This window comes from Lysobacter sp. Root983, assembly GCF_001429345.1.
Classification (GTDB): domain Bacteria; phylum Pseudomonadota; class Gammaproteobacteria; order Xanthomonadales; family Xanthomonadaceae; genus Lysobacter.
In genome coordinates this window covers 571,889-596,197 of sequence record NZ_LMJO01000001.1, presented here as the reverse complement: position 1 = coordinate 596,197, position 24,309 = coordinate 571,889, and the positions used below count along the sequence as shown (strand labels likewise).

The following is a 24,309-nucleotide window of genomic DNA, read 5'->3' as shown; positions in this document are numbered from 1 at the left end:
CGCCGACGCGTTCGCTCACCGCACCCTACGACGCAACACGGCTCGCGACTCGTTCGGCCGCGCTCAGCGGCGCTTGTTGTAGCGCGCGTACGCGGTCTCGTCGATGCGCTCGACCGCGCTGACCTTGCAGTCGTCCTTGTTGAGCTTGACGCGGGTGCCGCTGGGGCAGATGCGGCCGCTCTGGCCGTCGGCGGAGAGATCGAAGCGGGTTGCCATTTGCAGGCCGTCGCAGGAGCTGGAGACGCTGAGGCGGTAATAGGCGTCGCCGTCGGCGACCAGCACGTACTGGGTGCCGAAGCGCGATACCTGCTGCGAGCCGCTGAGCTCCACGCATTCCTGGATGGCTTCGCCGGCGACGGCTTGCGCGCTGGCGGCGCACAGGCCGAGCGCGAGCAACAGGGTGATTCGGTGGGTGTGGCGCATGGCATCTCTCCTGGTTTGGGAACGGGGCGTGATTAAAGTAGTGATGCGCGGTTCGTGCCGAATCTGGAGGAAGTCGCCCTGACCTCCGGCACCGTGAACATCGGCCTATGTCCGATTCCGAACGAAACGCGTATGACGGTGCCTATGCTGCGTGCCGTCCTTTGCGGCGCAAGGCGTTTGCGACGATTCGGGCCGCGACCGGCGCGAATCGCCGCAGACGCCGACGAATCCCTCGGTCCTGCGTCGCATCGGCGGGGCTTGTGCGCAGGGCGCGAGCTATCGCGACGATCTTCCTAACGGACGATCGCTCGTCGCCGCACGTCGCTTGGACTACGGCATGCGGATATGGATGCGCGAGCGCGCGATTGGGTCGCAGTCGATGCGTGGGCTCGCTCGAATCTCGCAGGAACCGCCATCGAGCGCGCTGTAGCGGACGCTGGCGTCGGGTACCTCCAGGCCCCGTCCATCGCGGCCCTGCCGTTGGTGTCGTGTGGCCACCGGCTTGCTCTCGTCGCTGCGCATGCGGCGACGGCATCGCCGCCAGGTCGCCAACATCCTCGCATCCGGACGCACCTCAATCCCCGGTCCTGTGCTCGCGCTGCGCCGCTTTCAGGGCCCCGCAGGCGGGTGCGGTCCGCGCCGGCTCATTGCGCCCAGCCCGGATTCAACACAGAGGGCGTGCGCCTCGGGTCGGCCAGGCGCAGCAGGCCGTAGGCGATGCCGGATAGACCGATCATCAGGCCCAGCGGCTCCTGGCCTGGTTGATTCACGCCGCAACGCCAGCGCTGCCGGCCTTGCTGCAGGATCCGTCCGCCATAGCTGCGGCAGCGTCGCAGCAAATCGCGATCGCCGCGATGCAACGCGAGTTGCAGCATGAAATCCAGCTGACCGAGCTGGCCGTGGCAAAGGCAGTGACTGCCGCTCAGGCCGGTGCGTTCGACCGTGGCCAGGCAGGCGTCGAGCTCGGCTTCGACAGGGGGCTGCGGCAGCGTCCGCGCCAGCAGCAGGCGCGACATGCCGCGGCCGCTGGCGCCGTGGCACCAGGACGCCGGATCCGCCTGCGTCGAGGCATCCGCGCCGAGACGGCTGCGGCGACGTTCGAAGCGCAGGGCCCGCTCGGCCAGCGCTTGAAATTGTCGCTGGCCGCTGCGGCGGGCGTGGACGGACAGGGCGGCGGCTATGCCCGCGCTGCCGTGGGCATAGCCGCAGAACGGGACCTCGGGCGCGCCCAGGCTCAGCCAATAGGCGTCGCGGCCTTCGATGGTTGCGGACGCGGCGAGGTGTTCGGCGCAGACCTGTGCCAGCGCTGCGAGGCCCGGGTCGGGGCAGGCGTCGTCCAGGCGCATCAGCGTCAGCAGGCAGCCGGCGGCGCCGCCGATCAGGTCGAGTTCGCGGTCTTGAGCGATGCGTTCGCGCAAGCCCGTCGCGCTGGCGACGGCGTCGCGCAGCAAGGAGCGGCGGCGCCAGCTCAGGCCCAACTGCAACTGGGTGTGGATCCAGCCGGCCGTGCCGGTGTACAGGCCGATCGAGGCCAGCGCTTCGGGCTCGTCGCGCAGGCGTCGGCGGATCGACTGCAGCGCGGCCTCGGCCGCGCGCAGGTAACGCGGTTGCCGGCACTGACGGCCGAGTTCGGCGAAGCTCAGCGCCAGCCCGCACAGGCCTTCGTACAGCCCCAGGCCCATGGGCCGTATCGCGGGGCGGTCGGCCTGGTCGTACTCGACCTGCAGATAGGCCGAGCCGCGGCCATCGCGAAAGGCCAGGGCCAGCAGGCGATCGCCGATGGCCGCCGCCGCGCTGCGAAACTCGACTGGCGAGGGCGGCGGCGGCAAAGTCTCGCGCACGCGCGATCGCGACGACGGCGCCACGACCGCGTCCGCGCGCATGCATTCCAGCGCCTGTGCGAGCACGTAGCGTTGACGCTGCAGATCGCGCGGCGACCACTCGCGCAAACGACGGCGCACCTCCGCCCATCCCGAGCGCGCGTGGGTGCGGCCGATTCGGCGGCCGAGCTCGTCGATCGCGTCGGTGCCGTCGACCGTCATCGAAAAGCGCGGCACGTCGCCGCGCAGCAAGGCCTCGCGCTCGGAGCCGTGCGACTGGGCCAGGAACGGCCACTGCCGCTCGCCCAGGCGCAGGCGGGCCAGCACGTCCTCGCGCGCGGCCGACGAGCCCATGAACTTGGGGTGCGACATCGCCGAGAGCAGGCGACCGTAGATATGAGTCGAGCGCAGCAACAGGCGCATGCGTGCATGCCGGAACCGGGACAGCGGGCCGTCCGGCGCCAGCAGCGCCGGCTTGATCGCAAGCAGGCCGAGGTAGGTCTGTTCGAAGCCGGCGACGATGTCGGCGATGTGGTCCTGGGGCAGGGCGCGGGTGCCGTCGTTGAAGCGCGGCAGGTTCTGGCCGTGCGCGGTGACCGTTTCGACCTCGTCCAGACGCAGCGTATCGGTGCCCGGGTCCACCGGCACGCGCGAGGTCACGGTGTGCAGCGCGAACGCCAAGCCGCTCAGATCGTGCTCATCGGCGGCGTCGCGTGCGCGCGGCACTAGATTGGAGAACAGCACCGAGGCGCCATAAACGTCGTAGCGGATGCGGCCGCCGTGGCGCGCACCCAGGCGCGGCTGGAACAGGGTTTCCAGGTCGATCGCGACCGGATAGGCGCCGCTGGCGATCAGGTTTTCGTAGTGCAGGTCCGAGATCGCCAGCAATTGCGCGATCGCGACGAGGCCGCCGTAGCGCCGGTAGTACTGGACGGCGTCCTGGCGATCGGCGATCGGCGCGTGCACGGCCTCGGCGGCGTAGCCGTGGCGGCCCAGGTCCGCTACCGCGACCGAGCGCTGCGCAGGCGCGATGCCGTGCCGGGCCAGGTCGGCGAGGAAATCCGCATAAGCGACATCCGCCGCGAAGCTGCGCGGCTTGTAATACGCGCAGCCATGTTCGAAACGCAGCCGCACCACGCTGCGCCCGTGGTCGTGCGGGTCGCCCAGCCCGGTGCGGAATCCGATGGCGGCACCCAGGTCGCATCCGGCGAACAGCCGGCCCAGCGGTGCGCGGTCGCCGGCAAGGCGTTGCAGGAACTCGGCCAGGAAGCGCTCGCTCTGGGCGACCTGCCGTTCGACATCGGCGCGTAGCAGCGGATAGCGCGCATGGACCTGCCGCCTTCCGGCCGCGCTACCGATCCAGCGCAGGAAATCGGCGTGGCGTTCCTGCGGCGTCGCGCCGCGCAGGCGTTGCTGGTGCCGGGCGATGCGCAGTTCCAGCAGCAGGCAGCGGTAGCTCCAGCGCAGCGCGGTCCTGTCCAGCGCGCGTGCGACGGAGTCCTGGAAACCGACCAGGTCGAATTCGCGGGCCTTGGCTTCGCGCCGCAACCGGCGCAGCAGCGCGCTCAACCGCCGTTGCGGCGGCGCGAGTAGCGGCCGGGCCCATTCCAGCAAGGGCAGCAGACCGGCCTCGAAAGGCGTGTAGTCGTCCAGCTCGATGGCAGGCGGATCGGGTTCGGACATCCGTGGTCCTAGGCCGTTGCCCGCGCCGATGCGCGTGGGTGCGGGCGGTCCTGGTAGCGATCCGGGCCGCGTCGCGGCGACCCGGATCGTGGGTGCGTCAACCGAAGTAGTCGGCGCCGATCATGCAGGTGCAACGTACGGTGTCGACCGGGGAGCGAAGATTCGCGGTCTGGTCGACCAGCTTTTCGTCCTTCAACTCGACATCGCCGACGCTTTCGATCATCAGCCGGTTCATGACGTCTTCGGGGATCCGTGCAGGCATGTGCGTTCCTCCTTGGCAGCGGAGCGCCGCGCGCTTGGCGGCGTTCCGGAATGGGCGCGTTCCGAGCACCCTCCTTGTGCGTGCGCCCTGACTCGCACAGGGATCGGATTTCCAATGCGGAAATGGCCTTATCCCGAACGTAGCACAGCCGAATGCGCGCGCGCGACTGCCTATGCGCGGCATTTGCGCCGTAAGCCGAGGCGGGCGCTACGCGTTAGGGTTGTTTATGCCGTTAGGCACATCCTCAGCGTATAACGCTGGCGCCGGGAACATGGCGGGAGGGCCGAAACGAAAAAAGCGGCCATGGGCCGCTTTTTCTGATCGCTGCTCGCAACCGCACTTACTTCATGCGGTAGGTGATGCGTCCCTTGGTCAGGTCGTAAGGCGTCATTTCGACCTTGACCTTGTCGCCGGTCAGGATGCGGATGTAGTTCTTGCGCATCCGTCCCGAAATGTGGGCGATGATCTCGTGCCCGTTTTCGAGGCGCACGCGGAACATGGTGTTCGGAAGGGTTTCCGCCACCGTGCCCTCGAATTCGATCACGTCATCTTTTGCCATGTGTTTCCTGAATGAGGAAGAACGGGCGTTTCGCGCCCGCGAAGCCCGGCATTGTGCCACGCCTGGCGCATCGACGCAAAAATAGCGTTAATCGGCGCCGCAATCCCCGGCCGCGTCGGCCAACTCGCTGGCGGGGCGATCGCCGAAGGCCGCGGTCCAGGGGCCGGGCGCGGCGTCGGCGGCGCTGAGTTCGGCCACCGCCGCCAGGAAGCGCGTGCGCGGCCAGAGTTGCGCGCCCAGGCTCAGCAGGTGCTCGTTCTCGACCTGGGCGTCCAGCAGCGGCCAGCCCCAGGCGTGCAGACGCCGCGCCAGTCCCGCCAGGGCGACCTTGGAGCCGCCCGACTGCAGCGAGACCATGGACTCGCCGAAGAACATGCGTCCGATCGCCACGCCGTAGATGCCGCCGACCAGGCGCTCGCCGTCGTAGACCTCGACCGAATGCGCATGGCCCAGCCGGTGCAGCTGCAGATAGGCCGCGCGCATTTCGTCGGTGATCCAGGTGCCGTCCTGGCCGGGGCGCGGCATGTGCGCGCAAGCGTCGACGACCTCGGCGAAGGCGGTGTCGGCGCGCAGGCGCCAGGCGCTGCGGCGCAGTTGGCGACGGAACTTCGAGGACAGGCGCACGCCGTCGCTGCGGAACACCGTGCGCGGGTCGGGGCACCACCACAGCAGGGGCTGGCCTTCGGCGTACCAGGGGAAGATGCCGTGCCGATAGGCGTTGAGCAGCCGCGTCGGTGTCAGGTCGCCGCCCGCCGCGAGCAGACCCTCCGGCCGGCGCAGGGCGCGCTCGGCGGGCGGGAACGGGGACTCGGGATCGGCCGACAGCAGCGTGGGCAGGGGACTCATCGCGGGCATGATCGCCGAGTTGGCGTACGGCTGCAGGGCTGGTGCGGGGCGCGGCGGATCGAAAGCGCATGCTCCCCAGCCCGGCCGGTCTTGAACGCAGTGCTCACCCTGCGACAAAGGAGGGAGGCCACAGAGGTACAGCAAGGAAGGGCAAGGCGTCTCAGTCGGCCTGCTTGAACGGGCTGTGCTCGGCCAAGGTGCGGGCGTAGTCGCGGATCGATGCGCGTTCGTCGCGGCACCAGGGCGCGAGCGCGGCGCGGAAGCCTTCGTGGGCGATCCAGTGGCGGCTGCGCACGAAGGTGGGCAGGAAGCCGCGCGCGAGTTTGTGCTCGCCCTGGGCGCCGGGCTCGAAGCGGCTGAGGCCTTCGCGCAGGCAGTAGTCGATGCCCTGGTAGTAGCAGGTCTCGAAATGCAGACCGGGCAGGGCGGTCTCGGCGCCCCAGTAGCGGCCGTAGAGGGTATCGCCGCCGCGCAGGCACAACGCGCCGGCGATGGCGCGGCCGTCCAGCTCGGCCAGAAATATCACCAGCGCGCGTGGCAACTCGCGCGCCAGGTGGCGCAGGAAGTCCAGGGTCAGCGCGGGATGGTTGCCGTAATCGGCGAAGGTGCGCAGATAGAAGCCGTGCATCAGCGCCAGATCGGCGTCGCTGGCGTCGACGCCTTCGACGGTGCGGAAGCGCACCCCGGCGCGCGCGACCTTGGCGCGCTCCTGGCGGATGTTCTTGCGGTGCTTGTGGTCGAACGCGGCCAGGAAGGCTTCGAAATCGCGCCAGGCCGGACCGTCGGCGCCGGCGGGATTTCGCCAGTGATACTGGACGTCGCTGCGCGCGAGCCAGTCGTCGCCGAACAGTGCGTCCTCACCCTCGCCGTGGAAGTTCACATGCGCCGATGACAGCGCCAGGCGTTCGGCCAGCGCGCTCATGGCCTCGACCAGCAGGCGGCGGTCGGCGGGCTCGTGCGCGAGCAGGCGCGGGCCGGTCACCGGCGAGTAGGGCACCGCGCACAGCCACTTGGGGAAATAGTCCAGCCCGTGTTGCGCGTAGGCATGTGCCCAGGCGTGGTCGAACACGAACTCGCCGTGCGAGTTGTCCTTGAGATAGGCGGGTGCCGCCGCGATCAGCTGGTCGCCGCGCCACAGCGTGAGGTGCTGGGGCCGCCAGCCCCATTCTTCGCGCAAGCAGCCGTGCCGCTCCAGGCCGGACAGGAAGGCATGCGCGACGAAGGGATTGCGGCCGTCGTGGAGCGCGTCCCACTGTGCGGGCGCCAGCTCCGACAGGTCCTCCAGCAGGCGCGCGCGGACCGGCTCAGTCGCCGCGTCGGTAGACATCGGGATCGTGACGCTGCATGTGGTACTCGGGCTGGCTCAAGGCTTGAAAACCCAGCCCCGCGTACAGGCGTTGCATGTCGCGGGTGACCAGGTGCCAGCGGCGCAGGCCTTGCACGCGCGCGTCGTCCATCAGCGCGCCCACCAGCGCGCGGGCGTGGCCGCGGCTGCGATGCGCGGGCAGCACGAACACGTCGGCGAGGTAGGCGAAGGTGGCCTGGTCGGTGACCGCGCGCGCGAACGCGACCAGTTCGCCGTCGACATAGCCGCGATAGCACAGCGAATGATCGAGCGCGCGACGCAGGGTGTCGGCGGGAATGCCGGCGGCCCAGTAGGACTGTCCGATGAAGTCGTGGATACGCGCGAAGTCCTGCTCCGAGCAGGGGCCGTCGCGGTCGTCGCGGATCTGCAGCGAAGAGGCGGGTGCGGTCATCAGCGCTTGATCGAGAACGGAATGCCCATGCCGGCGGTCTCGCTGAAGATGTACTGCTGCGCCGGGCCGCTGGCGTTCTTGCGTTCGGCGGCCAGCTCGGTTCGGTCCAGGCAGAACATGCCCGGCTCGCGCGCGGCCGCCGCGGGCGCGATCGCCAGCGCCACCATCAGCGATGCCGCCGCGAGCGCGTCGCGCACGCTCAGGCGTCCTTGTCGAGGAACTTCTCGGCGTCCAGGGCGGCCATGCAGCCGAAGCCGGCGGAGGTGATGGCCTGACGGTAGACCTGATCGGCGACGTCGCCGGCGGCGAACACGCCCTCGACCGAGGTCTGGGTGGCGTTGCCGTCCAGGCCGGTCTTGATGGTCAGGTAGCCGTTCTTCATGTCCAACTGGCCTTCGAACAGGGTGGTGTTCGGGGTGTGGCCGATGGCGACGAAGAAGCCGTGGATCGCCAGCTCGCGCACCGAGTCGTCCTGCACCGACTTCACCCGCAGGCCGGTCACGCCGGCGTCGTTGCCCAGCACTTCCTCGACCACGTGGTGCCACACCGGCTCGATCTTGCCGGCCTGGATCTTGGCGTGCAGCTTGTCCTGCATGATCTTTTCGGCGCGCAGGGTGTCGCGGCGGTGGACCAGGTAGACCTTGCGCGCGATGTTGGACAGGTACAGCGCTTCCTCGACCGCGGTGTTGCCGCCGCCGATCACCGCCACGTCCTGGTCCTTGTAGAAGAAGCCGTCGCAGGTGGCGCAGGCGGACACGCCGCGGCCCTTGTATTCCTCTTCCGAGGGCAGGCCCAGGTACTTGGCGGTGGCGCCGGTGGCGATGATCAGGGCGTCGGCGGTGTACTCGCCGCTGTCGCCGGTGAGGCGGAACGGGCGCTTGGACAGATCGGCGCTGTGGATATGGTCGAACACCACCTCGGTATCGAAGCGTTCGGCATGCGCCTGCATGCGCGTCATCAGGTCCGGCCCCATCAGGCCGTGGGCGTCGCCCGGCCAGTTGTCGACCTCGGTCGTGGTCATCAGCTGACCGCCCTGCTGCAGGCCGGTGATGACCAGCGGCTTGAGATTGGCGCGGGCGGCGTAGACGGCGGCGGTCCAGCCGGCGGGGCCGGAACCGAGGATGACGACGCGGGAGTGCTTCGAAGGGGTCATGTAGGGATCGCGGGCTATGAGGACGCGCCTGGGCGCGATGTGTCTCCGTCGCGCGAGCCGATGCTGGCGCGGCGAAGATGCGGTGGCCACATAGCTTGGCGGCGGCGTCCCGGCAACACAAGGCACGCGCCGCGGACGCAACGTTGCATGGCCCGCGATCCACGCCATTGCGGCGCGATCGCGGTCGGAGCGCGTTGAACATCCATCGGCGCCATGGAGCCGATCAACCAGGCCTGCGCCGCGAACGTCGCGGGCGATGACGCGCAGGCGTCGGCCGAGGCGGAGCAGGGCGCGCGGCCCGGACGATCCGTGCGGCGATCCTGCGCGACGCGGCATGAAGCTGTAACGTGGCGTCCTGGCCTGCCGCGACGCAGGCCGGTCCGGCCGCCGTCCCGCCGGGACGACGGCGAGACGCCCGCGGCGTCCGCGGATCCCCGCCACGGCGGGGATCTTGCTGTGAATTGGCTGTTAATTCAGTTTGTTCCGCCGTATATTCAATAACTAACGGTATCTAGCTCAGGCAGAACATCACGGTGGCGCAAGCTCCCTCCGCAAGCCGCAAGAAGGCCGCTCCGGCCAAGGAAAAGGCGCCGCCTTCGCCGCGCCGGCAGCGGCTGGTGCGCGATATCGCGCTGATCCTGATCGCGCCGCTGCTGCTGTATCTGCTGGCCAGTCTGCTGTCGTTTTCGCCGCAGGACCCGGGCTGGTCGCATTCGGGCTCGATCACCGCGCCGCTGCACAACCTGGGCGGCCGCGTCGGTGCCTGGACCGCCGACGTGCTGTTGTACCTGTGCGGCTACGTCGCCTTCCTGCTGCCGTTGATGCTGGGCGCGATCGCCTGGATCGCCCTGTTCGGCATGGACAGCGATGGCGATGGCGACGCCGACCTCGGTCCGGCGCTGCGCCTGGTCGGCATCGTCGGCTTCCTGGTCTCGGCCACCGGCCTGCTGCAGTTGCGCTTCGGCCCGGCCGCCGATTTCTCCGCCGGCAGTGGCGGCATCCTCGGCCAGTTGGTCGGGCGCTCGCTGTACTCGGGCTTCGGCCCGGTCGGCGGCAACCTGTTCCTGCTCGCATTGCTGCTGGTCTCGCTGACCCTGGCCACCGGGATTTCCTGGCTGGCGGTGATGGACAGGATCGGAGGCTGGGCGATGGCGCTGGGGCCGGTCCTGAGCAAGCTGTTCCGGCGCGGCAGCCAGCAAGCCACCGAATGGCAGCAGACCCGCGCCTTCCGCGAAGAGCGCGAGGAAGCGCGCAAGGTCGACACCGAGCTGCGCGCCAAGCGCGAGAAGGTCCGCATCGAGCCGCCGCCGGCGCCGGTGGTGGAGAAGAGCGAGCGCGCCAAGCGCGAGCAGCAGATTCCGCTGTTCCACGTCGGCGACGGCACCGGCATTCCGCCGCTGGCCCTGCTCGACGATCCCAAGCCGCAGCCCAAGGGCTACAGCGAAGAGACCCTGGAAACGCTGTCGCGGCAGATCGAGTTCAAGCTGAAGGACTTCCGCATCGACGCCCAGGTGGTCGGCGCCTACCCGGGCCCGGTCATCACCCGTTTCGAAGTGCAGCCCGCGGCCGGCATCAAGGTCAGCCAGATCAGTTCGCTGGACAAGGACATCGCGCGCGGTCTGTCGGTGAAGTCGGTGCGCGTGGTCGACGTGATCCCGGGCAAGTCGGTGATCGGCCTGGAAACGCCGAACACCACCCGCGAGATGATCTTCCTGTCCGAGCTGCTGCGCTCCAAGGAATACGACAAGTCCGGTAGCCCGCTGACCCTGGCGCTGGGCAAGGACATCGCCGGCCGCCCGACCGTGGCCGACCTGGCGCGCATGCCGCATCTGCTGGTCGCCGGCACCACCGGCTCGGGCAAGTCGGTCGCGGTCAACGCGATGGTGCTGAGCCTGTTGTACAAGGCTTCCGCGAAGGAACTGCGGATGCTGATGATCGACCCCAAGATGCTGGAGCTGTCGGTCTACCAGGGCATCCCGCACCTGCTGGCGCCGGTGGTGACCGACATGAAGGAAGCCGCCAACGGCCTGCGCTGGTGCGTGGCCGAGATGGAGCGGCGCTACAAGCTGATGTCGATGGTCGGCGTGCGCAACCTGGCCGGCTTCAACAAGAAGGTCCGCGATGCCGAGGAAGCGGGCCAGCCGATGATGGATCCGCTGTTCAAACCCAATGCCGAGCTCGGCGAGGCGCCGCGCCCCTTGGAGACGCTGCCCTTCATCGTGATCTTCATCGACGAATTCGCCGACATGATGATGATCGTCGGCAAGAAGGTCGAAGAGCTGATCGCGCGCCTGGCGCAGAAGGCGCGCGCGGCCGGCATCCATTTGATCCTGGCCACCCAGCGCCCGTCGGTGGACGTGATCACCGGCCTGATCAAGGCCAATATTCCGACCCGCATCGCCTTCCAGGTCTCCAGCAAGATCGATTCGCGCACCATCCTGGACCAGTCCGGCGCCGAGACCCTGCTGGGCCACGGCGACATGCTCTATCTGCCGCCGGGCACGGCCATGCCCGAGCGCGTGCACGGCGCCTTCGTCTCCGACGAGGAAGTGCACCGCGTGGTCGAGCACCTCAAGCAGGTCGGCGGCGGGCCGGACTACATCGAAGGCGTGCTGGATGAGGTCCAGACCCTGGGCGACGGCATCGTGGTCGGCGCCACCGGCCTGCCGGAGAGCGGTGGCGGCGGCGACGAGTCCGATCCGCTCTACGACGAGGCCGTGCGCATCGTCACCGAGACCCGCCGCGCCTCGATCTCGGGCGTGCAGCGCCGGCTCAAGATCGGCTACAACCGCGCCGCGCGCCTGATCGAGGCGATGGAGGCGGCCGGCATCGTCACCGCCCCCGAGCACAACGGCGACCGCAGCGTGCTGGCGCCGCCGCCGCCGAAATAGGGCCGCGCCGCCGGAACCGGGCCGGGCGCCGACGGGCGGCGGGCGCCGGACTGGCGGCTGTCACAACGACGCCCTAAGCTGGACCGCAGGGGGGGATTACGCGGTTCGGACTCGGGGGATGGCCGCCATGGCCTGGAATTCGAGCAGGACGGGCGTCGCGATCGCGGCGTTCTGGATGATCGTCTGCGTTTCGCCGCCGGCGCTGGCCCAGGAATGGGTGCGCTGGCGCGGGACGCCTTCGTTGCTGGATCAGGATCCGGCCAAACGCCTGCCGCAGTCGCCGGCGCCGAAGGCGCGGACGCCGCAAGCAGCCGGGGCCGCGCGAGAGGTGGTTCCCGTCCCCGAACCCCCCACGGTCGCCAGGCCCGCGCCGCTTGTCGCAGCGCAAAGCGTTGCGATTGCGCCGACGCCGCCAGCGGTGGCAACGCAGGCTCCCGTGCCGTCCGTATCGCAAGCCGCGCCCGCCGATGCGGCGACCGCACCGGCTGCGCTTGCCGGCGTCGAGGTCGCGACGATCGCGCGGACACCGGTCGTTCCGGCCGCGGGGGCTGCCTTGCCCGCAGCCACGATGCCGACCGCCACAGCGCCGACGCGCGGCGCGCCCGCGATCACCTTGGCGGCCCCCGTCGACGCCGCCGCGCTCGAGATCGCGCCCTTGAGTGCGGACGAGCCGTCCATCGCCGCCACCGCCGACGCCGACGCCGAGCCCGAGCGGGCCTCGCTTGCGACCGCGGCCGTCGCCCGCGCCGAGACCGAAGTGCGCGCGCCGCGCGCCGGCGGCGCTTACGTGACCGTCGGCAGCGACGGCGACGCCAGCGTGGTGGCGGCAGCGCCGCAGGTCTATTCCTGCGACGAGTCCGGGCGCTGCGAGCACCTGGAGAACGAACTCCCCAGCGTCGGCCTGCAGGCCGCGCCGGGCGTGAACAACTCGCCGCATCGCCAGATCGAATCGGAAATCAAGCGCAGCGCGCTGCGCGGCTTCTGAGCGGTCGCCGACGCGCGGCGGCGCTCACGCCGCCATCGCGCGACTGAACGTCGCCCGCGCTTTCGCGCGATACTGGCGCATTGCGCAGCACCTATTCAGTTTGCTCGCGGCAGACTCGCCGCAGCACGTCTTTCCGGAGCGATCGATCGCATGAGCCTGTCCGTCCTTCCCACCGCCCGCCATGCCGCGCGCATCGTTCTGATCGCCGCGGCGCTGTTCGCCGGCAGCGCCGTCGCCGCCGCGCGCGACGATCTCAACAGCTTCACCCGCGGCCTCAAGGGCCTGGAAGGGCAGTTCACCCAGCAGGTGTTCGACGCCAACGGCAAGCGCAAGGAAGCCTCCAGCGGCAACCTCGCGCTGTCCGCGCCGCGCCTGTTCCGCTGGGAGTACGTGAAGCCGTACCCGCAGCTGATCGTGGCCGACGGCAAGAAGGTCTGGGTGCACGATCCGGATCTGCAACAGGTCACCGTGCGTCCGCAGGGCGCCGAGGAACAGAACAGCCCGCTGTCGGCGCTGATCGATCCGGCCAAGCTGGACGCGCAGTTCGTGGTCAAGGACGCCGGCAAGGCCGACGGCCTGAACTGGCTGTCGCTGGCGCCCAAGGGCAACGCCGAGGCCAACTTCCGCACTGCCAAGCTTGGCTTCGACGGCAACGGCCTGGCCCGCATGCAGGTGGTCGACAGCCTGGGCCAGCGCACCGAGGTCGTGTTCAGCGGCTGGAAGCGCAACCCTGGCTTCGCCGCCGGCAAGTTCAAGTTCGTGCCGCCCGCCGGCACCGATGTGATCGGCGAGCGCTGAGCCCGGCGAGATTCGTGGCAGTGTCCGCGCTGCCGCATGCGCGCTGGCCGCGTCGTTACGAGGGCTGCGTCAGCGCCTTCTCGTAGCGAATCGTGGTGAGCCCGCTGTTCCATTCCAAATCGGGATAGCGCGCGACCTCGCGGTAGCCCAGGGCCAGGTACAGCGCCTGGCTCTCGGCGTTGAAGGTGTCGGTCTCCAGGCTCGCCAGTGCGAGGCCTTGCGCGCGCATCTGTGCTTCGGCGGCGGCCATCAAGCGGCGCGCGATTCCGCGTCGGCGATAGCGTTGCGTCACGTGCAGGGCTTGCACGAATCCCGCCTCGTGATGCACGAAGCCGGCGATGCGGCCCTCGCATTCGGCGATCAGGAAATGCGCGCCTTGCGCATCGACATAACGCTCGGCGACGCGATCGCGGCGGTAGGCCTCGATCGCGGCCGCGCTGAGCTGCGGCTGCCAAGTGTGCTGGAAGGTTTCCTCCAGCAGGGCCAGCACGGCGTGGCGGTCGTCGGGCCGCCAGGTGCGCAGGGCAGGGGTGTTCATTCGCAGGTCCGTTCGCGGCTCAGCATCGTCGGCATTGTCGCGCGCGGCCGCCTCGGCTGCGCGGATGCGCGCGTACACGATGGCCCCGGACCGGCTCACGGATCGCTCATGGCGCGTTGACCGGGAACCATTGCGCGCGGCGCAGCCAGCCGGCGAGGAAGCGCGCCAGCACCGGATGCTGCGTCGCCAGCAGGCGGTAGTAGTCGATGCGGCCCTGGCGGTAGCGCGCGTACAGCGTGCGCTGATCCGCGGCTTCCAACGCCGCCAGGGTGTCGTGGCCGAACACGCCGTCCACCGCCACCGGTGCGCCGAGCAGGCGCTGGATCAGGAAGATCGCATGCACGCCGGCATTGACGTAGAAGTCGAACAGATCCTCGGCCAGGCACTGCAACTGGATCTGATCGCACTGCAGCGCGTCCCAGTACAGGGCGCGGTAGAGCGCGGCGGCCTGCTGGTCGGTGAGCGCCTGCAAATTGGCCAGGGTGGGGGCCAGGTTCAACAGCCGCCCGGCATGGCTTTGGAACGTACGCAGGGTGATGCCCTTGTTGGTCGCGCCACCGGGGTCGTGGGGGTCGTCGACGTAGCCGCCTTCGAAGATCAGCAGTTGCGGCAAGTACAGATCGAAATTGGCCATTGAACGCAGTCCGGTCCGAGTGGGCGCGTGGACGCGCCGGGCGGCGCGGTTGCCGGCCCGGTAATGCCAACGCGTCCAGGCCGCGCCTGTGAGCGATGCCGGTCAAGGCCTTGCGGATCAAGGCCTTGGCGTCGGTCGCGGCGCCGCGTGCGCACGAACTTGCTATCGTGTCGGTCGACACCGCCGTAAGCGACCGACCCCCACGTGGCCCGCCGAACTTCCCGCCGTTCCGAGGACGAACCCGACCTGCTCAGCGTCGACCGCGAGGGCCTGCGCCCGCTGGCCGAACGCATGCGCCCGCGCAGCCTGGACGACATGGTCGGCCAGCGCCGCCTGGTCGCGCCCGGCACCGCGCTGCGACGCGCGGTCGAATCCGGGCACGTGCACTCGATGATCCTGTGGGGGCCGCCGGGCTGCGGCAAGACCACCCTGGCGCTGTTGCTGGCGCGTTATTCCGACGCCGAGTTCCGCGCGATCTCGGCGGTGCTGTCCGGCCTGCCCGAGGTCCGCCAAGTGCTGGCCGAAGCCGCGCACCGTTTCGCCGAGGGCCGGCGCACGGTGTTGTTCGTCGACGAGGTCCATCGTTTCAACAAGGCCCAGCAGGATGCGTTCCTGCCGCACATCGAGCGCGGCACCATCCTGTTCGTCGGCGCGACCACCGAGAACCCCTCGTTCGAACTCAACTCGGCGCTGCTCTCGCGTTGCCGCGTGCATGTGATGGAGGCGGTGTCGGCCGACGACATCGCGCTGGCGCTGCGGCATGCGCTCAGCGACGAGGAACGCGGCCTGGGCGCGCAGGGCATCGCGGTGGACGACGACTTGCTGCTGCAGATCGCCGGCGCCGCCGACGGCGACGTGCGTCGTGGCCTGACCCTGCTGGAGATCGCCGCCGAACTGGCGGCCGACGAGGGCGGCCGCATCACCGAGGCCAGCCTGGCCCAAGTGCTGGCCGATCGCACCCGCCGCTTCGACAAGGGCGGCGAGCAGTTCTACGATCAGATCTCGGCGCTGCACAAATCCGTGCGCAGCTCCAATCCCGACGCCGCGCTGTACTGGCTGGCGCGCATGCTCGACGGCGGCTGCGATCCGGCCTACCTGGCGCGCCGGCTGACCCGGATGGCGGTCGAGGACGTCGGTCTGGCCGATCCGCGCGCCCTGCAGATGGCGCTGGAAGCCTGGGACACCTACGACCGCCTCGGTAGCCCCGAAGGCGAGCTGGCGTTCGCGCAGCTGGCGATCTATCTGGCCAGCACCGCCAAATCCAATGCGGCCTACGCGGCCTACAACGCGGCCCGCAGCGACGTCGCCCAATACGGCAGCCAGGCCGTGCCTCTGCATCTGCGCAACGCGCCGACCAAGCTGATGAAGCAGCTCGGCTACGCCCAGGGCTATCAGTACGATCACGACGCCGAAGGCGGGATCGCGCTGGATCAAACCGGATTTCCCGACGAGATGGGCGAGCGCGTCTATTACCAGCCGGTCGAACGCGGGCTGGAGATCAAGCTCAAGGACAAACTCGACCGCCTGCGCTCGGCGCGCGCCAAGGCGCGCGGCGACGACTGAGCCCGCGCCGCACGGAGAACCACGCGATGCCTTATGCCTTCCTCGCCATCGGTGTGGGCGCCGCGCTCGGCGCCTGGGCGCGCTGGGGCCTGTCGCTGTGGCTCAATCCGCTGGCCGCGAGTCTGCCGCTGGGTACGCTCGCGGCCAATCTGATCGGCGGCTACGGCGTGGGCCTGGCGTTGGCCTGGTTCGATGCGCATGCCTCGATCGCGCCGGAGTGGCGTTTGTTCGCGATCACCGGATTGCTGGGCGGCTTGACCACGTTCTCGACCTTCTCGGCCGAGGTCGTCCAGCAACTGCTGCGCCAGCAGTACGGCTGGGCGCTGGCGACTGCGGCACTGCACTTATTCGGTTCGCTGGCGATGACGGCCTTGGGGATCGCCAGCGTGCGCGGCTGGAGTGGGGTGGGCTAGCAGTGGAGTATCGAAAGCGTAACTGCGGAGTCACTTCAGTTATTTTATATAAGTATTTGAAAATAATAAGTTAAACAATTCCATCGGCCGGAAATTAGACACTGTTTCGCTACTGAAACGTCTGGTCGAATGATTGGGCCTGGGTGGCCTATCGCTTGACGATCAAGCATCTGGCGCGGCTCGGCGCCCACGAGTTGGCCTCGGACGACTCAGGCGATGTTGCAGCGATGCAACCTTTTCGCACTCGTTCGCCTCGATAAGGGCTGCGCAATTTCTACGTATGTAATGCGCCTTTCCGAGAGCGCTATCTGCCAAGGCAGATCGGCTTGGCTAAGTCGATCAGGAGACCGCGATTGCCCGTAGCGGCGCATCGCGTCCGCCCCCTGGCATCCGCTGGTGCCGAAGGAGACAAGCATGCGCGCCTGTTGGCCACAGCGATGATCCTCCATCTCGTTGTCGCGGCCAGGCGTCACGCCACCACGGAAACGACTATCGCAGCGTGAGCGCGATCGACAGTTCCGGCAACGGCACCGTCGACTGGCGCGGCCGCGCAAGCGCCAGCGACGACAACACAGCGGCGGATTTCTTGTGCCTGGCCCTGGCTATCGGAGTGAGCCGCGATACTCCCGATGCAATTCTGACCGCAGGTGCCACGCTCGTTCTGAGCGCATGCGCGGGTTGCGACGCGGCCGCTATGCGCACCGTTCGACGTTGCGGCGCAACACCCGCGTGGGAGTTGTCGGCCATCGCGACTGAGCGCAAGCTCGCTATCGCGGGTTCGGGGGAACCCACCTACGTTGCGGGGAGAACGACTATGCGGATAGCGATTACGGGCCTGATCGGCGCGATCGTGATGTTCATCTGGGGCGCGGTCGCGCACATGGCGCTGCCGATCGGCGAAGCCGGCATGAAGCTGCCGGCTCAGCAGGATGCGGTGCTGAGCGCGCTCAGCCAGTCCGCGGCGGGCGAGGGCGTGTACATGTATCCGAGCATGGCGCCGGAGAAGTGGAGCGACGAAGCGGCGAGGCAGAGCTTCATCGCCGAGAACCAGGGCAAAGCCTATGCCTTCGTGATCTATCAGCCCGCTGGCAATCCGGCGATTTCCAGCATGGGCCCGAATCTGGGCAAACAGTTCGTAAGCTGCCTGCTGGGTGCGATGCTGGCGGCCTGGGTGATGGCGCTGGCCGCGCGCAGCTTCGGCCGACGCGTGCTGATCGCCGGCGCGATGGCGCTGTTCGCCTGGTTCGCGCTTAGCGTGCCGTACTGGAACTGGTACCTGTTCCCGATCGACTTCACGCTCGCCGCTTTGGCCGAACAGTTGATCGGCTGGTTGCTGGCCGGTGCGGCGATGGCCTGGTGGCTGGGTCGTAAGGATCGCGCCACGGCGTGATCGACGATGCGCCGGCGGCCTGCGGCCGTCGGCGCGCTCGCGCTTCGCCGCGGGGTTGGCGACCCGCGGATCCCGACCGCTCAGTCCGGCGCCAGCACTCGCGGCTGGCCCTGCGCCACGGTCGCACTGCGATTGGCCAGCACTTGCTGCAGGGCTTCGACCTCGGCCCAGAGCATGTGCTGCAAGCCCTGCAGCAGGGTGCTGCCGGCATCGGACAGGCACAGACGGCCCTCGCGATTCAGGGCCAGGCCTTCTTCGACCAGGCAATGTTTCAGATGACTGGTTTCCGGCTGCACGCCGCGCTGCAGCCCCACCAGCACGCTCATCAATGCGTGCTCCCTCAACGACACTTTGAACACCCGCAATCCCCCCTTCTTGTGCCGGGCGAATCTAGGATCGGGTGTGTTAACCGTGCGCAACGTCGCGTTAGTCGTGTGAAGGGTTTTGACAAAGCGTTCAGCTTCTCGACGCACTTTTCACATCTGCGCCGGCAGCGACAGCACTTAAAACACATACGATATGCACAACAATGGCGTCGTATCTACGACCATGGGCGGATCGGAATATCGCCCAGGCTTGGTTAGTCTGGACGCCATACGAATCGCGCAAGGCAAGGAACGCAGTCGTGAAATGTCTGGTCGTAGTCGCGCACCCGCTGCACGACAGTTTGTGCGTCTCGTTGTCGCGTTTGGTGATCGATGCCTTGACCGCCGATGGTCATGAGGTCGAAACCGAGTCCTTATACGCGGAAGGTTTTCAGCCGGCGCTGAGCGCGCGCGAACGCGGTTCCTACTACGAGGCCGGCGCTTACGACGACACCGCGGTGCGCGCGCAGTTGGCGCGATTGAGCGCGGCGGAGGCCTTGGTACTGGTGTTTCCGACTTGGTGGTTCGGTTTTCCGGCCATGCTCAAGGGCTGGTTCGATCGGGTCTGGGCGCCGGGCCACGCGTATCACCATGCCTCCGATCTGAGCGCGATCAAGCCCGCCTTGCACGGCTTGCGGCGCACGATCGCGATCACCACGCTGGGCTCGCCCTGGTGGGTCGACTGGCTGTGGCTGCGTCGGCCGGTTAGACGCGTGCTCGCGCACGCCTTGCTCGGCACCTGCGCGCCGCGTTGCCGGCTGGAGCTGCTGTCGCTGTATCGCGCCGAGCGGGTCGAACGCGGTCGCCTGGAGCGTTTCGAGCGCCGCATCCTGGCGCGGCTCCGCGGCTTGCGTTGAGCGCCGCACGGCCGGGCGCAGAGTTCGATGTTTCGGTCGGCGCGCGGAGGATGAATTCGCGGGCTTGCGCGGGCGCAGCGCGAGCGGCGCGGGGCAGTGATCTGCATGACGCACCGCCATACGGCGTCTAGCCCCGCGATTTCAGGCGCTAGACGACCGGTCTAATTGAGTTTAAAGTCCCGGCCTATGAATCCCGCCGCCGCCGTCGCCGACGTCCGCCAGCACATCCTCGACGTCGCCCATCCCTTGCTGCTCAGCAAGGGCTTCACCGCGGTGGGGCTGGCCGAAGTGCTGGCCGCTGCTCGCGTGCCGAAGGGCTCGTTCTATCACTACTTCGGTTCCAAGGAAGCCTTCGGCGAAGCGCTGCTGGAGAACTACTTCAACGAGTACCTGGCGCGTACCGACGCCCTGCTGAGCGCCCCGGGCCCGGCCGCGCAACGCTTGCTGACCTACTTCCACGATTGGTTGGACTCGCAGACCGGCGAGCAGGCGCAAAGCCGCTGTCTGGTGGTCAAGCTCGGCGCCGAGGTCTGCGACCTGTCCGAGAGCATGCGCACCGCGCTCGCGCAGGGTACCCGCCGGATCATCGCGCGGCTGGCCGCGTGCATCGAAGCGGGCAGGTTGGACGGGTCGTTGGCGTCGGCGCCAGCGGATCCGCAGGCCGCCGCGGCCGCGCTCTATCAGAACTGGTTGGGCGCCAGCCTGCTGGCCAAGATCACCCGCGACCGCGCGCCCTTGGACACGGCCCTGATCGGCACCCGCCAACTGCTCGGCCTTAACCTGTACGTCTGAGGCGGGAGTTGCGCATGCATTCCCGCCCTTTTTGTATCCGCCTTCTAGACGACCGGTCTAGTTGCGCCCGCTGCCGGCCCTGCGCCGTTGCCAGCCCGATCGCGCGCCCACTCGCGCCCCACTCACCCCACACCACGGAGTAAACCCATGTCGTCCAGCGCCACCGTCAACCGCCGTATCGTCCTGGCCGCGCGTCCGCGCGGCGTGCCGACCCCGCAGGACTTCCGCCTGGACCAGACCGAGGTGCCGACGCCAGAGGAGGGGCAACTGCTGCTGCGTACCCTCTACCTCTCGCTGGATCCCTACATGCGCCAGCTCATGAACGAAATCGGGCCGACCTATGCACCTTCGGTGGCGCTGGGCCAGCCTATGGTCGGCGGCACCGTCAATCGCGTGGTCGTATCGCGGCACCCGCAGTTCCGCGCCGGCGACCTGGTCCTGGGCAACGCCGGTTGGCAGGACTACGCCCTGTCGGACGGCAGCGATCTGGTCGCGCTGGGCGACATGCCTCAGCCGTCCTTGGCGCTGGGCGGCTTGGGCATGCCGGCCTTTACCGCCTACGTCGGCCTGCTCGATATCGGTCAGCCCAAGCCCGGCGAGACCGTGGTCGTGGCCGCCGCGACCGGCGCGGTCGGCGCCATGGTCGGCCAGATCGCCAAGCTCAAAGGCGCGCGCGTGGTCGGCATCGCCGGCGGCGCCGACAAGTGCCGCTACGCAGTGGAGGAACTGGGTTTCGATGTCTGCCTGGACCGCCGCGAGTCGGACCTGGCTCAGCGCCTGGCCGCGGCATGCCCGGACGGCATCGACGTCTACTTCGAAAACGTCGGCGGCGAAGTGTTCGATGCGGTGCTGCCGCTGCTCAATATCGGCGCGCGCGTACCAGTGTGCGGCGTGATCGCGCACTACAACGAGGAGTCCCCGCCGCCGGGCCCGAACCGTCTGCCCCAGCTGACCACGATGCTGGTGCAAAAGCGCATCCGCATGCAGGGCTTCGTGATCCTCGACCACTACGCCGACCGCTACCAGGCCTTCCGTCGCGACATGGACCAATGGTTCGCCGACGGACTGGTCAAACTGCACGAGGATCGGGTCGATGGACTGGAGCGGGCACCGGCGGCGTTCGCGGGCCTGCTCGAGGGGCGCAACTTCGGCAAGCTGGTGGTGCAGGTCGCCGACGCCTGATCCTTACGGCCTGAGCAAGACGCCAGCTAACAACGAGGCGGAACCGCGAAGGCGACTTCCGTCCGCGTATCGCCGCTCTCGCGAAGGAGCGGCGATACGCGTCGGCCGGCGATCGGATGCGCGACCGACCCCGCTCGGCGCCAAGGCAGCGATCCAGCGCGTGACGGACCGTCGACCGCGCGCGCCTCGCCGGCGCCGCCTCGATGCAAGATCCGCTCGGATACGCGCAGTGTTGGATGCTCCTATCCGCCGCCGCCCGCCAACCGACCCAAGGTCGCCAGCGCCGCATCCACGCGCGCATCCAGCGGGTGCCCGCAGTTGAGGCGCAGGCAGTGGCCGAAGCCGCGCCGCACCGAGAACATCGGCCCCGGCGCGATGCTGATGTCCAGGGCCGAGGCGCGTTGATAGACGCGCAGCGCGTCGCCGCCCTCCGGCAGTTCGATCCAGAGGAAGTAGCCGCCGGCCGGACGGGTCACGCGCGTGCCGGGCGGAAAATGCCGCGCCACCGCCGCCAGATACTGCGCCTGCTGCGCCGACAGCGTCGCGCGCAGCCGCCGCAGGTGACGGTCGTAGCCGCCTTTCTCCAGATAGTGCGCGATCGCAAGCTGAGCCGGCACGCAGGTGCTCAAGGTCGCGGTGAGCTTGCGCCGCGCGACCTCGCGCGCATAACGCCCGGGCGCGACCCAGCCGATCCGATAGCCCGGCGCCAGGCTCTTGGAAAAAGAACCGCAATGCATCACCAGCCCCTCGCGATCGTAGGCCTTGGCCGGCGTCGGTCGGCGCTCGCCGAAGTAGAGCTCGCCATAGACGTCGTCCTCGATCAGCGGCACGCCATGGTGGGTCAGCAGTTCGACCAGGGCGCGCTTCTTCTCATCGGGCATGGCGCTGCCCAAGGGGTTTTGGAAGTTGGTCATCAGCCAGCACGCACGCGGGCGATGGCGTTCGATGGCCGCGGCCAGCGCCTCCAGGTCGATGCCGTCGCGCGGATGCGTGGGCACCTCGATCGCGTGCAGACCGTGGCGCTCCAGCGATTGCAGCGCGGCGTAGAAGCAGGGCGACTCCACCAGTACCGCATCGCCGGGGCGGGTCACCGCGGCCACGCAAAGATTCAAGGCTTCCAGCGCGCCGTTGGTGACCACGATCTCGTCGGCACCGATCTGCAGGCCGTCGATCCGGTAGCGCAGCGCGATCTGGCGCCGCAGCGCTGCATTGCCCGGGGTCAGATCGTCGACCGTGCTCCAAGGGTCCAGATGCACCGCCGCCGAAGCCATCGCCCGACCCAACTTCTGCAGCGGGTACAGCAAGGGGCTGGGGAACGCCGACCCCAGCGGCACCACCGTGTGCGCCATCGCCGATCCCAGCACCTCGAACACCAGTTCGGACACATCGACCGCGCGCGACTCGCCGTCCGGCTGCGAGGCCGCGTCCGGCTCCGGCGGCAGCAGCGCGGACGGGCGGGTCACGTAGTAACCCGAGCGCGCGCGCGATCTCACCAGGCCGCGCGCCTCCAGCAGGTAATAGGCCTGGAACACCGTCGCCGGACTGATCCCGCGCGCCGCGCTGGCCTGACGCACCGAGGGCAGCCGTTGGCCCGGACGCAGCAGGCCGTCGCGGATCGAGGCCGCGATGTCGTCGGCTAGGGCTTCGTAACGCTTCAAGGCGCGGCTCCAGAGCGCGGCCGGACGGCCGCTCAGGCTCAACTGATACGGTTTTTTATCTCATTTCTGATTCTGGCGAAACTGATATGGTCGGCGCAGTATGGCCTCAACCCCACAGAGTCGCCGTCGATGCTCGCCGCCGCCATGAATCCGCAGGTCGAACTCAACCTCGCGCTGATCCTGTTCGTGCCCTGGTTCTCGATCCTGGCTTGGCTGTACTGGGCCTACCCGAAGCAGCCGCGCCTGGCCGCGCGCACCGTCTTCGACAGCGGCGCCTTGCTGCTGGCCACGCTGCTGGCCGGGTGGGGCATGCATTGGTCGATGCACAACGCCGACCCCAACGCGGGCGCGATCTGGAAACAGGTGCTGGCAACCTCCGTCGCCTACGGCCTGTTCCTGCTGATCATGACCGCCGCCGTCTTCCTACGCCTGCGCATGTTGCCGCGCTGGCGCAAGGCCGTCGCCTCCGCGGACGCCTGAACCCGCCGCCGCCCGCGGCGTCCCGCGGGCCCGCTACGTCGCCGGCCGCGCCGGCATGGAACCCGTATGAAAACGCTGTTCATCGTCGCCTTCCTGAGCCTGATCGTCTGGAACCTGGGCGCCGGCCTGTACTACATACTCGTCGATCACGGACAGAGCCGGCGCACCGTCAACGCGCTCACCCGCCGCATCGTCTTGTCGGTGGCATTGATCGCGCTGGTCGCGGCCGGCATCGCCACGGGCGTCATCGAACCGCACGGCATCGGCCGCTGAGCGCGCAGCGCTCCGCGCAACCACGCGAAACCGCAAGATCCGCGCAGCCTGCGCGAGCGCACGCGGGCATGCTGCGCGACGGGCGCCGTTCGCGTCCCTCGCCATCGATCCCGCAAGGAACCCGCAATGCGCCTGTACTCGCTGCTGCCGCTGTCCATCGTCCTGGCGCTGTGCGCGCCCGCCGCCATCGCCGCCGATCGCAGCGCCGACGAACGCGCCATCCTGCAGTTGGAGCGCGACATCTGCGCGGCCTATGAAGCCGAGGACGCCGCCTGGATCGGCAAGCACCTGGCCCCGGACTTCACCCTGACCGCGTCCAACGGCAAGATCACCACGCGCGACGATGAGGTCGCCGAACTAGCCAAAGGCGTGACCACCTACGAGGTGTTCCGCAACCACGGCACCCGCCTGCGTTACTACGGCAACGACACCGCGATCGCGCTGGGCATCACCAGCGTCAAGGGTGTCTCCGAAGGCAAAGCCTTCGCCGCCGATTTCCAGTTCACCGACACCTACGTGCGCGGGCCGCAGGGCTGGGTGATGGTGGCCAGCCACGCCTCGCGCCTGCCAGCGGCGCCCGCGACCAAGCCCTGACCGCAGGCTAGGGCGCCCGCGCCATTGCGGGACCTCGCTCATCGAGGCCCGCCGCCCGAGCTCTTCTTTGCTCCTGCGCCTCGCGCGCTCGCTCGCCGCCCATGGCTGCACAGGCTCGTCAGGAACGGCCCTGAGCAGTACGCCCAGCTCTGGTGCGATCGCCGACCTCCAGCCGGGGGCCGCTCGACCTGGTCCTTTGTCTAAGGGGGCAGGGGGATCGGGTACTGCGCGCGCATGCCTAGCGCTGATGACCCGACCAGCGCGCCACGAACTCCCACAGGCCTCGAAGCGCTACGCGGTATCGGTGCCTTGAGAACGCGCGGCTGCAATGCCGGCCTCCGCAAATCCGGATAAGGGCTTTCCTACGTCCCGATCCTCCTTTATCCGACCCCG

The 24,309-nt window shown here is 68.8% G+C and carries 25 protein-coding genes; 12 read left to right on the top strand and 13 right to left on the bottom strand.

All coding sequences use genetic code 11. From position 1 onward, the window contains the following. Positions 1-63: 63 nt before the first annotated feature. The 9 genes from ASE43_RS02665 to trxB form a co-directional block, all read right to left on the bottom strand. Entirely contained in the window at positions 64-423 is a 360-nt protein-coding gene (locus ASE43_RS02665; RefSeq protein ID WP_056174834.1) for a DUF6491 family protein, read from the bottom strand. Positions 424-1,067: 644 nt separating this feature from the next. Continuing rightward, complete coding sequence (lanM, locus tag ASE43_RS02660) at positions 1,068-3,926, bottom strand: type 2 lanthipeptide synthetase LanM (RefSeq protein WP_057159376.1); 2,859 nt, start codon at positions 3,924-3,926, stop codon at positions 1,068-1,070. 97 nt (positions 3,927-4,023) lie between these two features. Continuing rightward, positions 4,024-4,188 carry a hypothetical protein gene (locus tag ASE43_RS21520; protein WP_157489276.1) on the bottom strand — a complete coding sequence of 55 codons (165 nt, stop codon included), beginning with the start codon at positions 4,186-4,188 and terminating at the stop codon, positions 4,024-4,026. A gap of 340 nt (positions 4,189-4,528) precedes the next feature. Further along, positions 4,529-4,747 (bottom strand): translation initiation factor IF-1, encoded by a 219-nt coding sequence (infA, locus tag ASE43_RS02655; protein WP_031372296.1) that lies wholly within the window; start codon positions 4,745-4,747, stop codon positions 4,529-4,531. A gap of 87 nt (positions 4,748-4,834) precedes the next feature. Continuing rightward, complete coding sequence (gene aat / locus ASE43_RS02650; protein WP_057159375.1) at positions 4,835-5,593, bottom strand: leucyl/phenylalanyl-tRNA--protein transferase; 759 nt, start codon at positions 5,591-5,593, stop codon at positions 4,835-4,837. 160 nt (positions 5,594-5,753) lie between these two features. Beyond that, a complete protein-coding gene (locus tag ASE43_RS02645) occupies positions 5,754-6,920 on the bottom strand; it encodes a GNAT family N-acetyltransferase (RefSeq protein ID WP_057159374.1) in 1,167 nt (388 codons plus the stop codon). Next, positions 6,898-7,353 (bottom strand): GNAT family N-acetyltransferase, encoded by a 456-nt coding sequence (locus tag ASE43_RS02640; RefSeq protein ID WP_200956229.1) that lies wholly within the window; start codon positions 7,351-7,353, stop codon positions 6,898-6,900. Before ASE43_RS02640 ends, ASE43_RS02645 begins: the two co-directional genes overlap by 23 nt. Continuing rightward, positions 7,350-7,547: a hypothetical protein gene (locus tag ASE43_RS02635; protein ID WP_057159372.1), complete on the bottom strand. Its 198-nt coding sequence runs from the start codon at positions 7,545-7,547 to the stop codon at positions 7,350-7,352. Before ASE43_RS02635 ends, ASE43_RS02640 begins: the two co-directional genes overlap by 4 nt. Before the next feature lie 2 nt (positions 7,548-7,549). Then, a complete protein-coding gene (trxB, locus tag ASE43_RS02630; RefSeq protein WP_056174823.1) occupies positions 7,550-8,503 on the bottom strand; it encodes a thioredoxin-disulfide reductase in 954 nt (317 codons plus the stop codon). Positions 8,504-9,036: 533 nt separating this feature from the next. On the opposite strand from trxB, the gene ASE43_RS02625 reads away from it, so the two are divergent. From ASE43_RS02625 to lolA, 3 genes are all read left to right on the top strand, one after another. Beyond that, positions 9,037-11,394 carry a DNA translocase FtsK gene (locus tag ASE43_RS02625; protein ID WP_175489052.1) on the top strand — a complete coding sequence of 786 codons (2,358 nt, stop codon included), beginning with the start codon at positions 9,037-9,039 and terminating at the stop codon, positions 11,392-11,394. Between the two features lie 118 nt (positions 11,395-11,512). Then, on the top strand, positions 11,513-12,379 hold the full coding sequence (locus ASE43_RS21515) for a hypothetical protein (RefSeq protein WP_157499633.1): 867 nt from the start codon (positions 11,513-11,515) through the stop codon (positions 12,377-12,379). A 150-nt stretch (positions 12,380-12,529) separates the two neighbouring features. Beyond that, positions 12,530-13,177: an outer membrane lipoprotein chaperone LolA gene (gene lolA, locus ASE43_RS02615; RefSeq protein WP_057159369.1), complete on the top strand. Its 648-nt coding sequence runs from the start codon at positions 12,530-12,532 to the stop codon at positions 13,175-13,177. A gap of 55 nt (positions 13,178-13,232) precedes the next feature. Here lolA and ASE43_RS02610 read toward each other — a convergent pair whose 3' ends face one another. Together ASE43_RS02610 and ASE43_RS02605 are read right to left on the bottom strand one after the other, a co-directional pair. Next, positions 13,233-13,715 carry a GNAT family N-acetyltransferase gene (locus ASE43_RS02610; RefSeq protein WP_057159847.1) on the bottom strand — a complete coding sequence of 161 codons (483 nt, stop codon included), beginning with the start codon at positions 13,713-13,715 and terminating at the stop codon, positions 13,233-13,235. Between the two features lie 106 nt (positions 13,716-13,821). Beyond that, complete coding sequence (locus ASE43_RS02605; protein ID WP_057159368.1) at positions 13,822-14,349, bottom strand: N-acetylmuramidase; 528 nt, start codon at positions 14,347-14,349, stop codon at positions 13,822-13,824. Between the two features lie 204 nt (positions 14,350-14,553). Between ASE43_RS02605 and ASE43_RS02600 the strand changes: the two genes are divergently transcribed. The 3 genes from ASE43_RS02600 (at position 14,554) to ASE43_RS22450 (ending at position 17,715) form a co-directional block, all read left to right on the top strand. After that, positions 14,554-15,912, top strand: coding sequence for a replication-associated recombination protein A (locus ASE43_RS02600; RefSeq protein ID WP_057159367.1), 1,359 nt, complete (start codon positions 14,554-14,556; stop codon positions 15,910-15,912). Between the two features lie 26 nt (positions 15,913-15,938). Then, entirely contained in the window at positions 15,939-16,325 is a 387-nt protein-coding gene (gene crcB / locus ASE43_RS02595; protein ID WP_057159366.1) for a fluoride efflux transporter CrcB, read from the top strand. A 499-nt stretch (positions 16,326-16,824) separates the two neighbouring features. Next, the gene (locus tag ASE43_RS22450; RefSeq protein WP_235568631.1) at positions 16,825-17,715 is read left to right on the top strand and encodes a hypothetical protein; all 891 of its coding nucleotides are present in this window, start codon (positions 16,825-16,827) and stop codon (positions 17,713-17,715) included. A gap of 80 nt (positions 17,716-17,795) precedes the next feature. Here ASE43_RS22450 and ASE43_RS02585 read toward each other — a convergent pair whose 3' ends face one another. Then, the gene (locus tag ASE43_RS02585) at positions 17,796-18,041 is read right to left on the bottom strand and encodes a hypothetical protein (protein ID WP_057159364.1); all 246 of its coding nucleotides are present in this window, start codon (positions 18,039-18,041) and stop codon (positions 17,796-17,798) included. 299 nt (positions 18,042-18,340) lie between these two features. Between ASE43_RS02585 and ASE43_RS02580 the strand changes: the two genes are divergently transcribed. The 3 genes from ASE43_RS02580 to ASE43_RS02570 all read left to right on the top strand — a co-directional run bounded on the left by ASE43_RS02580 (position 18,341) and on the right by ASE43_RS02570 (position 20,911). Continuing rightward, the gene (locus ASE43_RS02580) at positions 18,341-18,937 is read left to right on the top strand and encodes an NAD(P)H-dependent oxidoreductase (protein ID WP_056174805.1); all 597 of its coding nucleotides are present in this window, start codon (positions 18,341-18,343) and stop codon (positions 18,935-18,937) included. Between the two features lie 186 nt (positions 18,938-19,123). Continuing rightward, positions 19,124-19,729 (top strand): TetR/AcrR family transcriptional regulator, encoded by a 606-nt coding sequence (locus tag ASE43_RS02575; protein ID WP_057159363.1) that lies wholly within the window; start codon positions 19,124-19,126, stop codon positions 19,727-19,729. Between the two features lie 147 nt (positions 19,730-19,876). After that, entirely contained in the window at positions 19,877-20,911 is a 1,035-nt protein-coding gene (locus ASE43_RS02570) for an NADP-dependent oxidoreductase (protein ID WP_057159362.1), read from the top strand. 242 nt (positions 20,912-21,153) lie between these two features. On the opposite strand, the gene ASE43_RS02565 is transcribed toward ASE43_RS02570, so the two are convergent. Next, positions 21,154-22,569: a PLP-dependent aminotransferase family protein gene (locus ASE43_RS02565; RefSeq protein WP_056176620.1), complete on the bottom strand. Its 1,416-nt coding sequence runs from the start codon at positions 22,567-22,569 to the stop codon at positions 21,154-21,156. A gap of 129 nt (positions 22,570-22,698) precedes the next feature. Between ASE43_RS02565 and ASE43_RS02560 the strand changes: the two genes are divergently transcribed. The 3 genes from ASE43_RS02560 (at position 22,699) to ASE43_RS02550 (ending at position 23,916) form a co-directional block, all read left to right on the top strand. After that, the gene (locus ASE43_RS02560) at positions 22,699-23,049 is read left to right on the top strand and encodes a hypothetical protein (RefSeq protein WP_235568630.1); all 351 of its coding nucleotides are present in this window, start codon (positions 22,699-22,701) and stop codon (positions 23,047-23,049) included. Positions 23,050-23,115: 66 nt separating this feature from the next. Next, a complete protein-coding gene (locus ASE43_RS02555; RefSeq protein ID WP_057159361.1) occupies positions 23,116-23,322 on the top strand; it encodes a twin transmembrane helix small protein in 207 nt (68 codons plus the stop codon). A gap of 126 nt (positions 23,323-23,448) precedes the next feature. Continuing rightward, positions 23,449-23,916 (top strand): nuclear transport factor 2 family protein, encoded by a 468-nt coding sequence (locus tag ASE43_RS02550; RefSeq protein ID WP_057159360.1) that lies wholly within the window; start codon positions 23,449-23,451, stop codon positions 23,914-23,916. Positions 23,917-24,309: the final 393 nt, after the last annotated feature.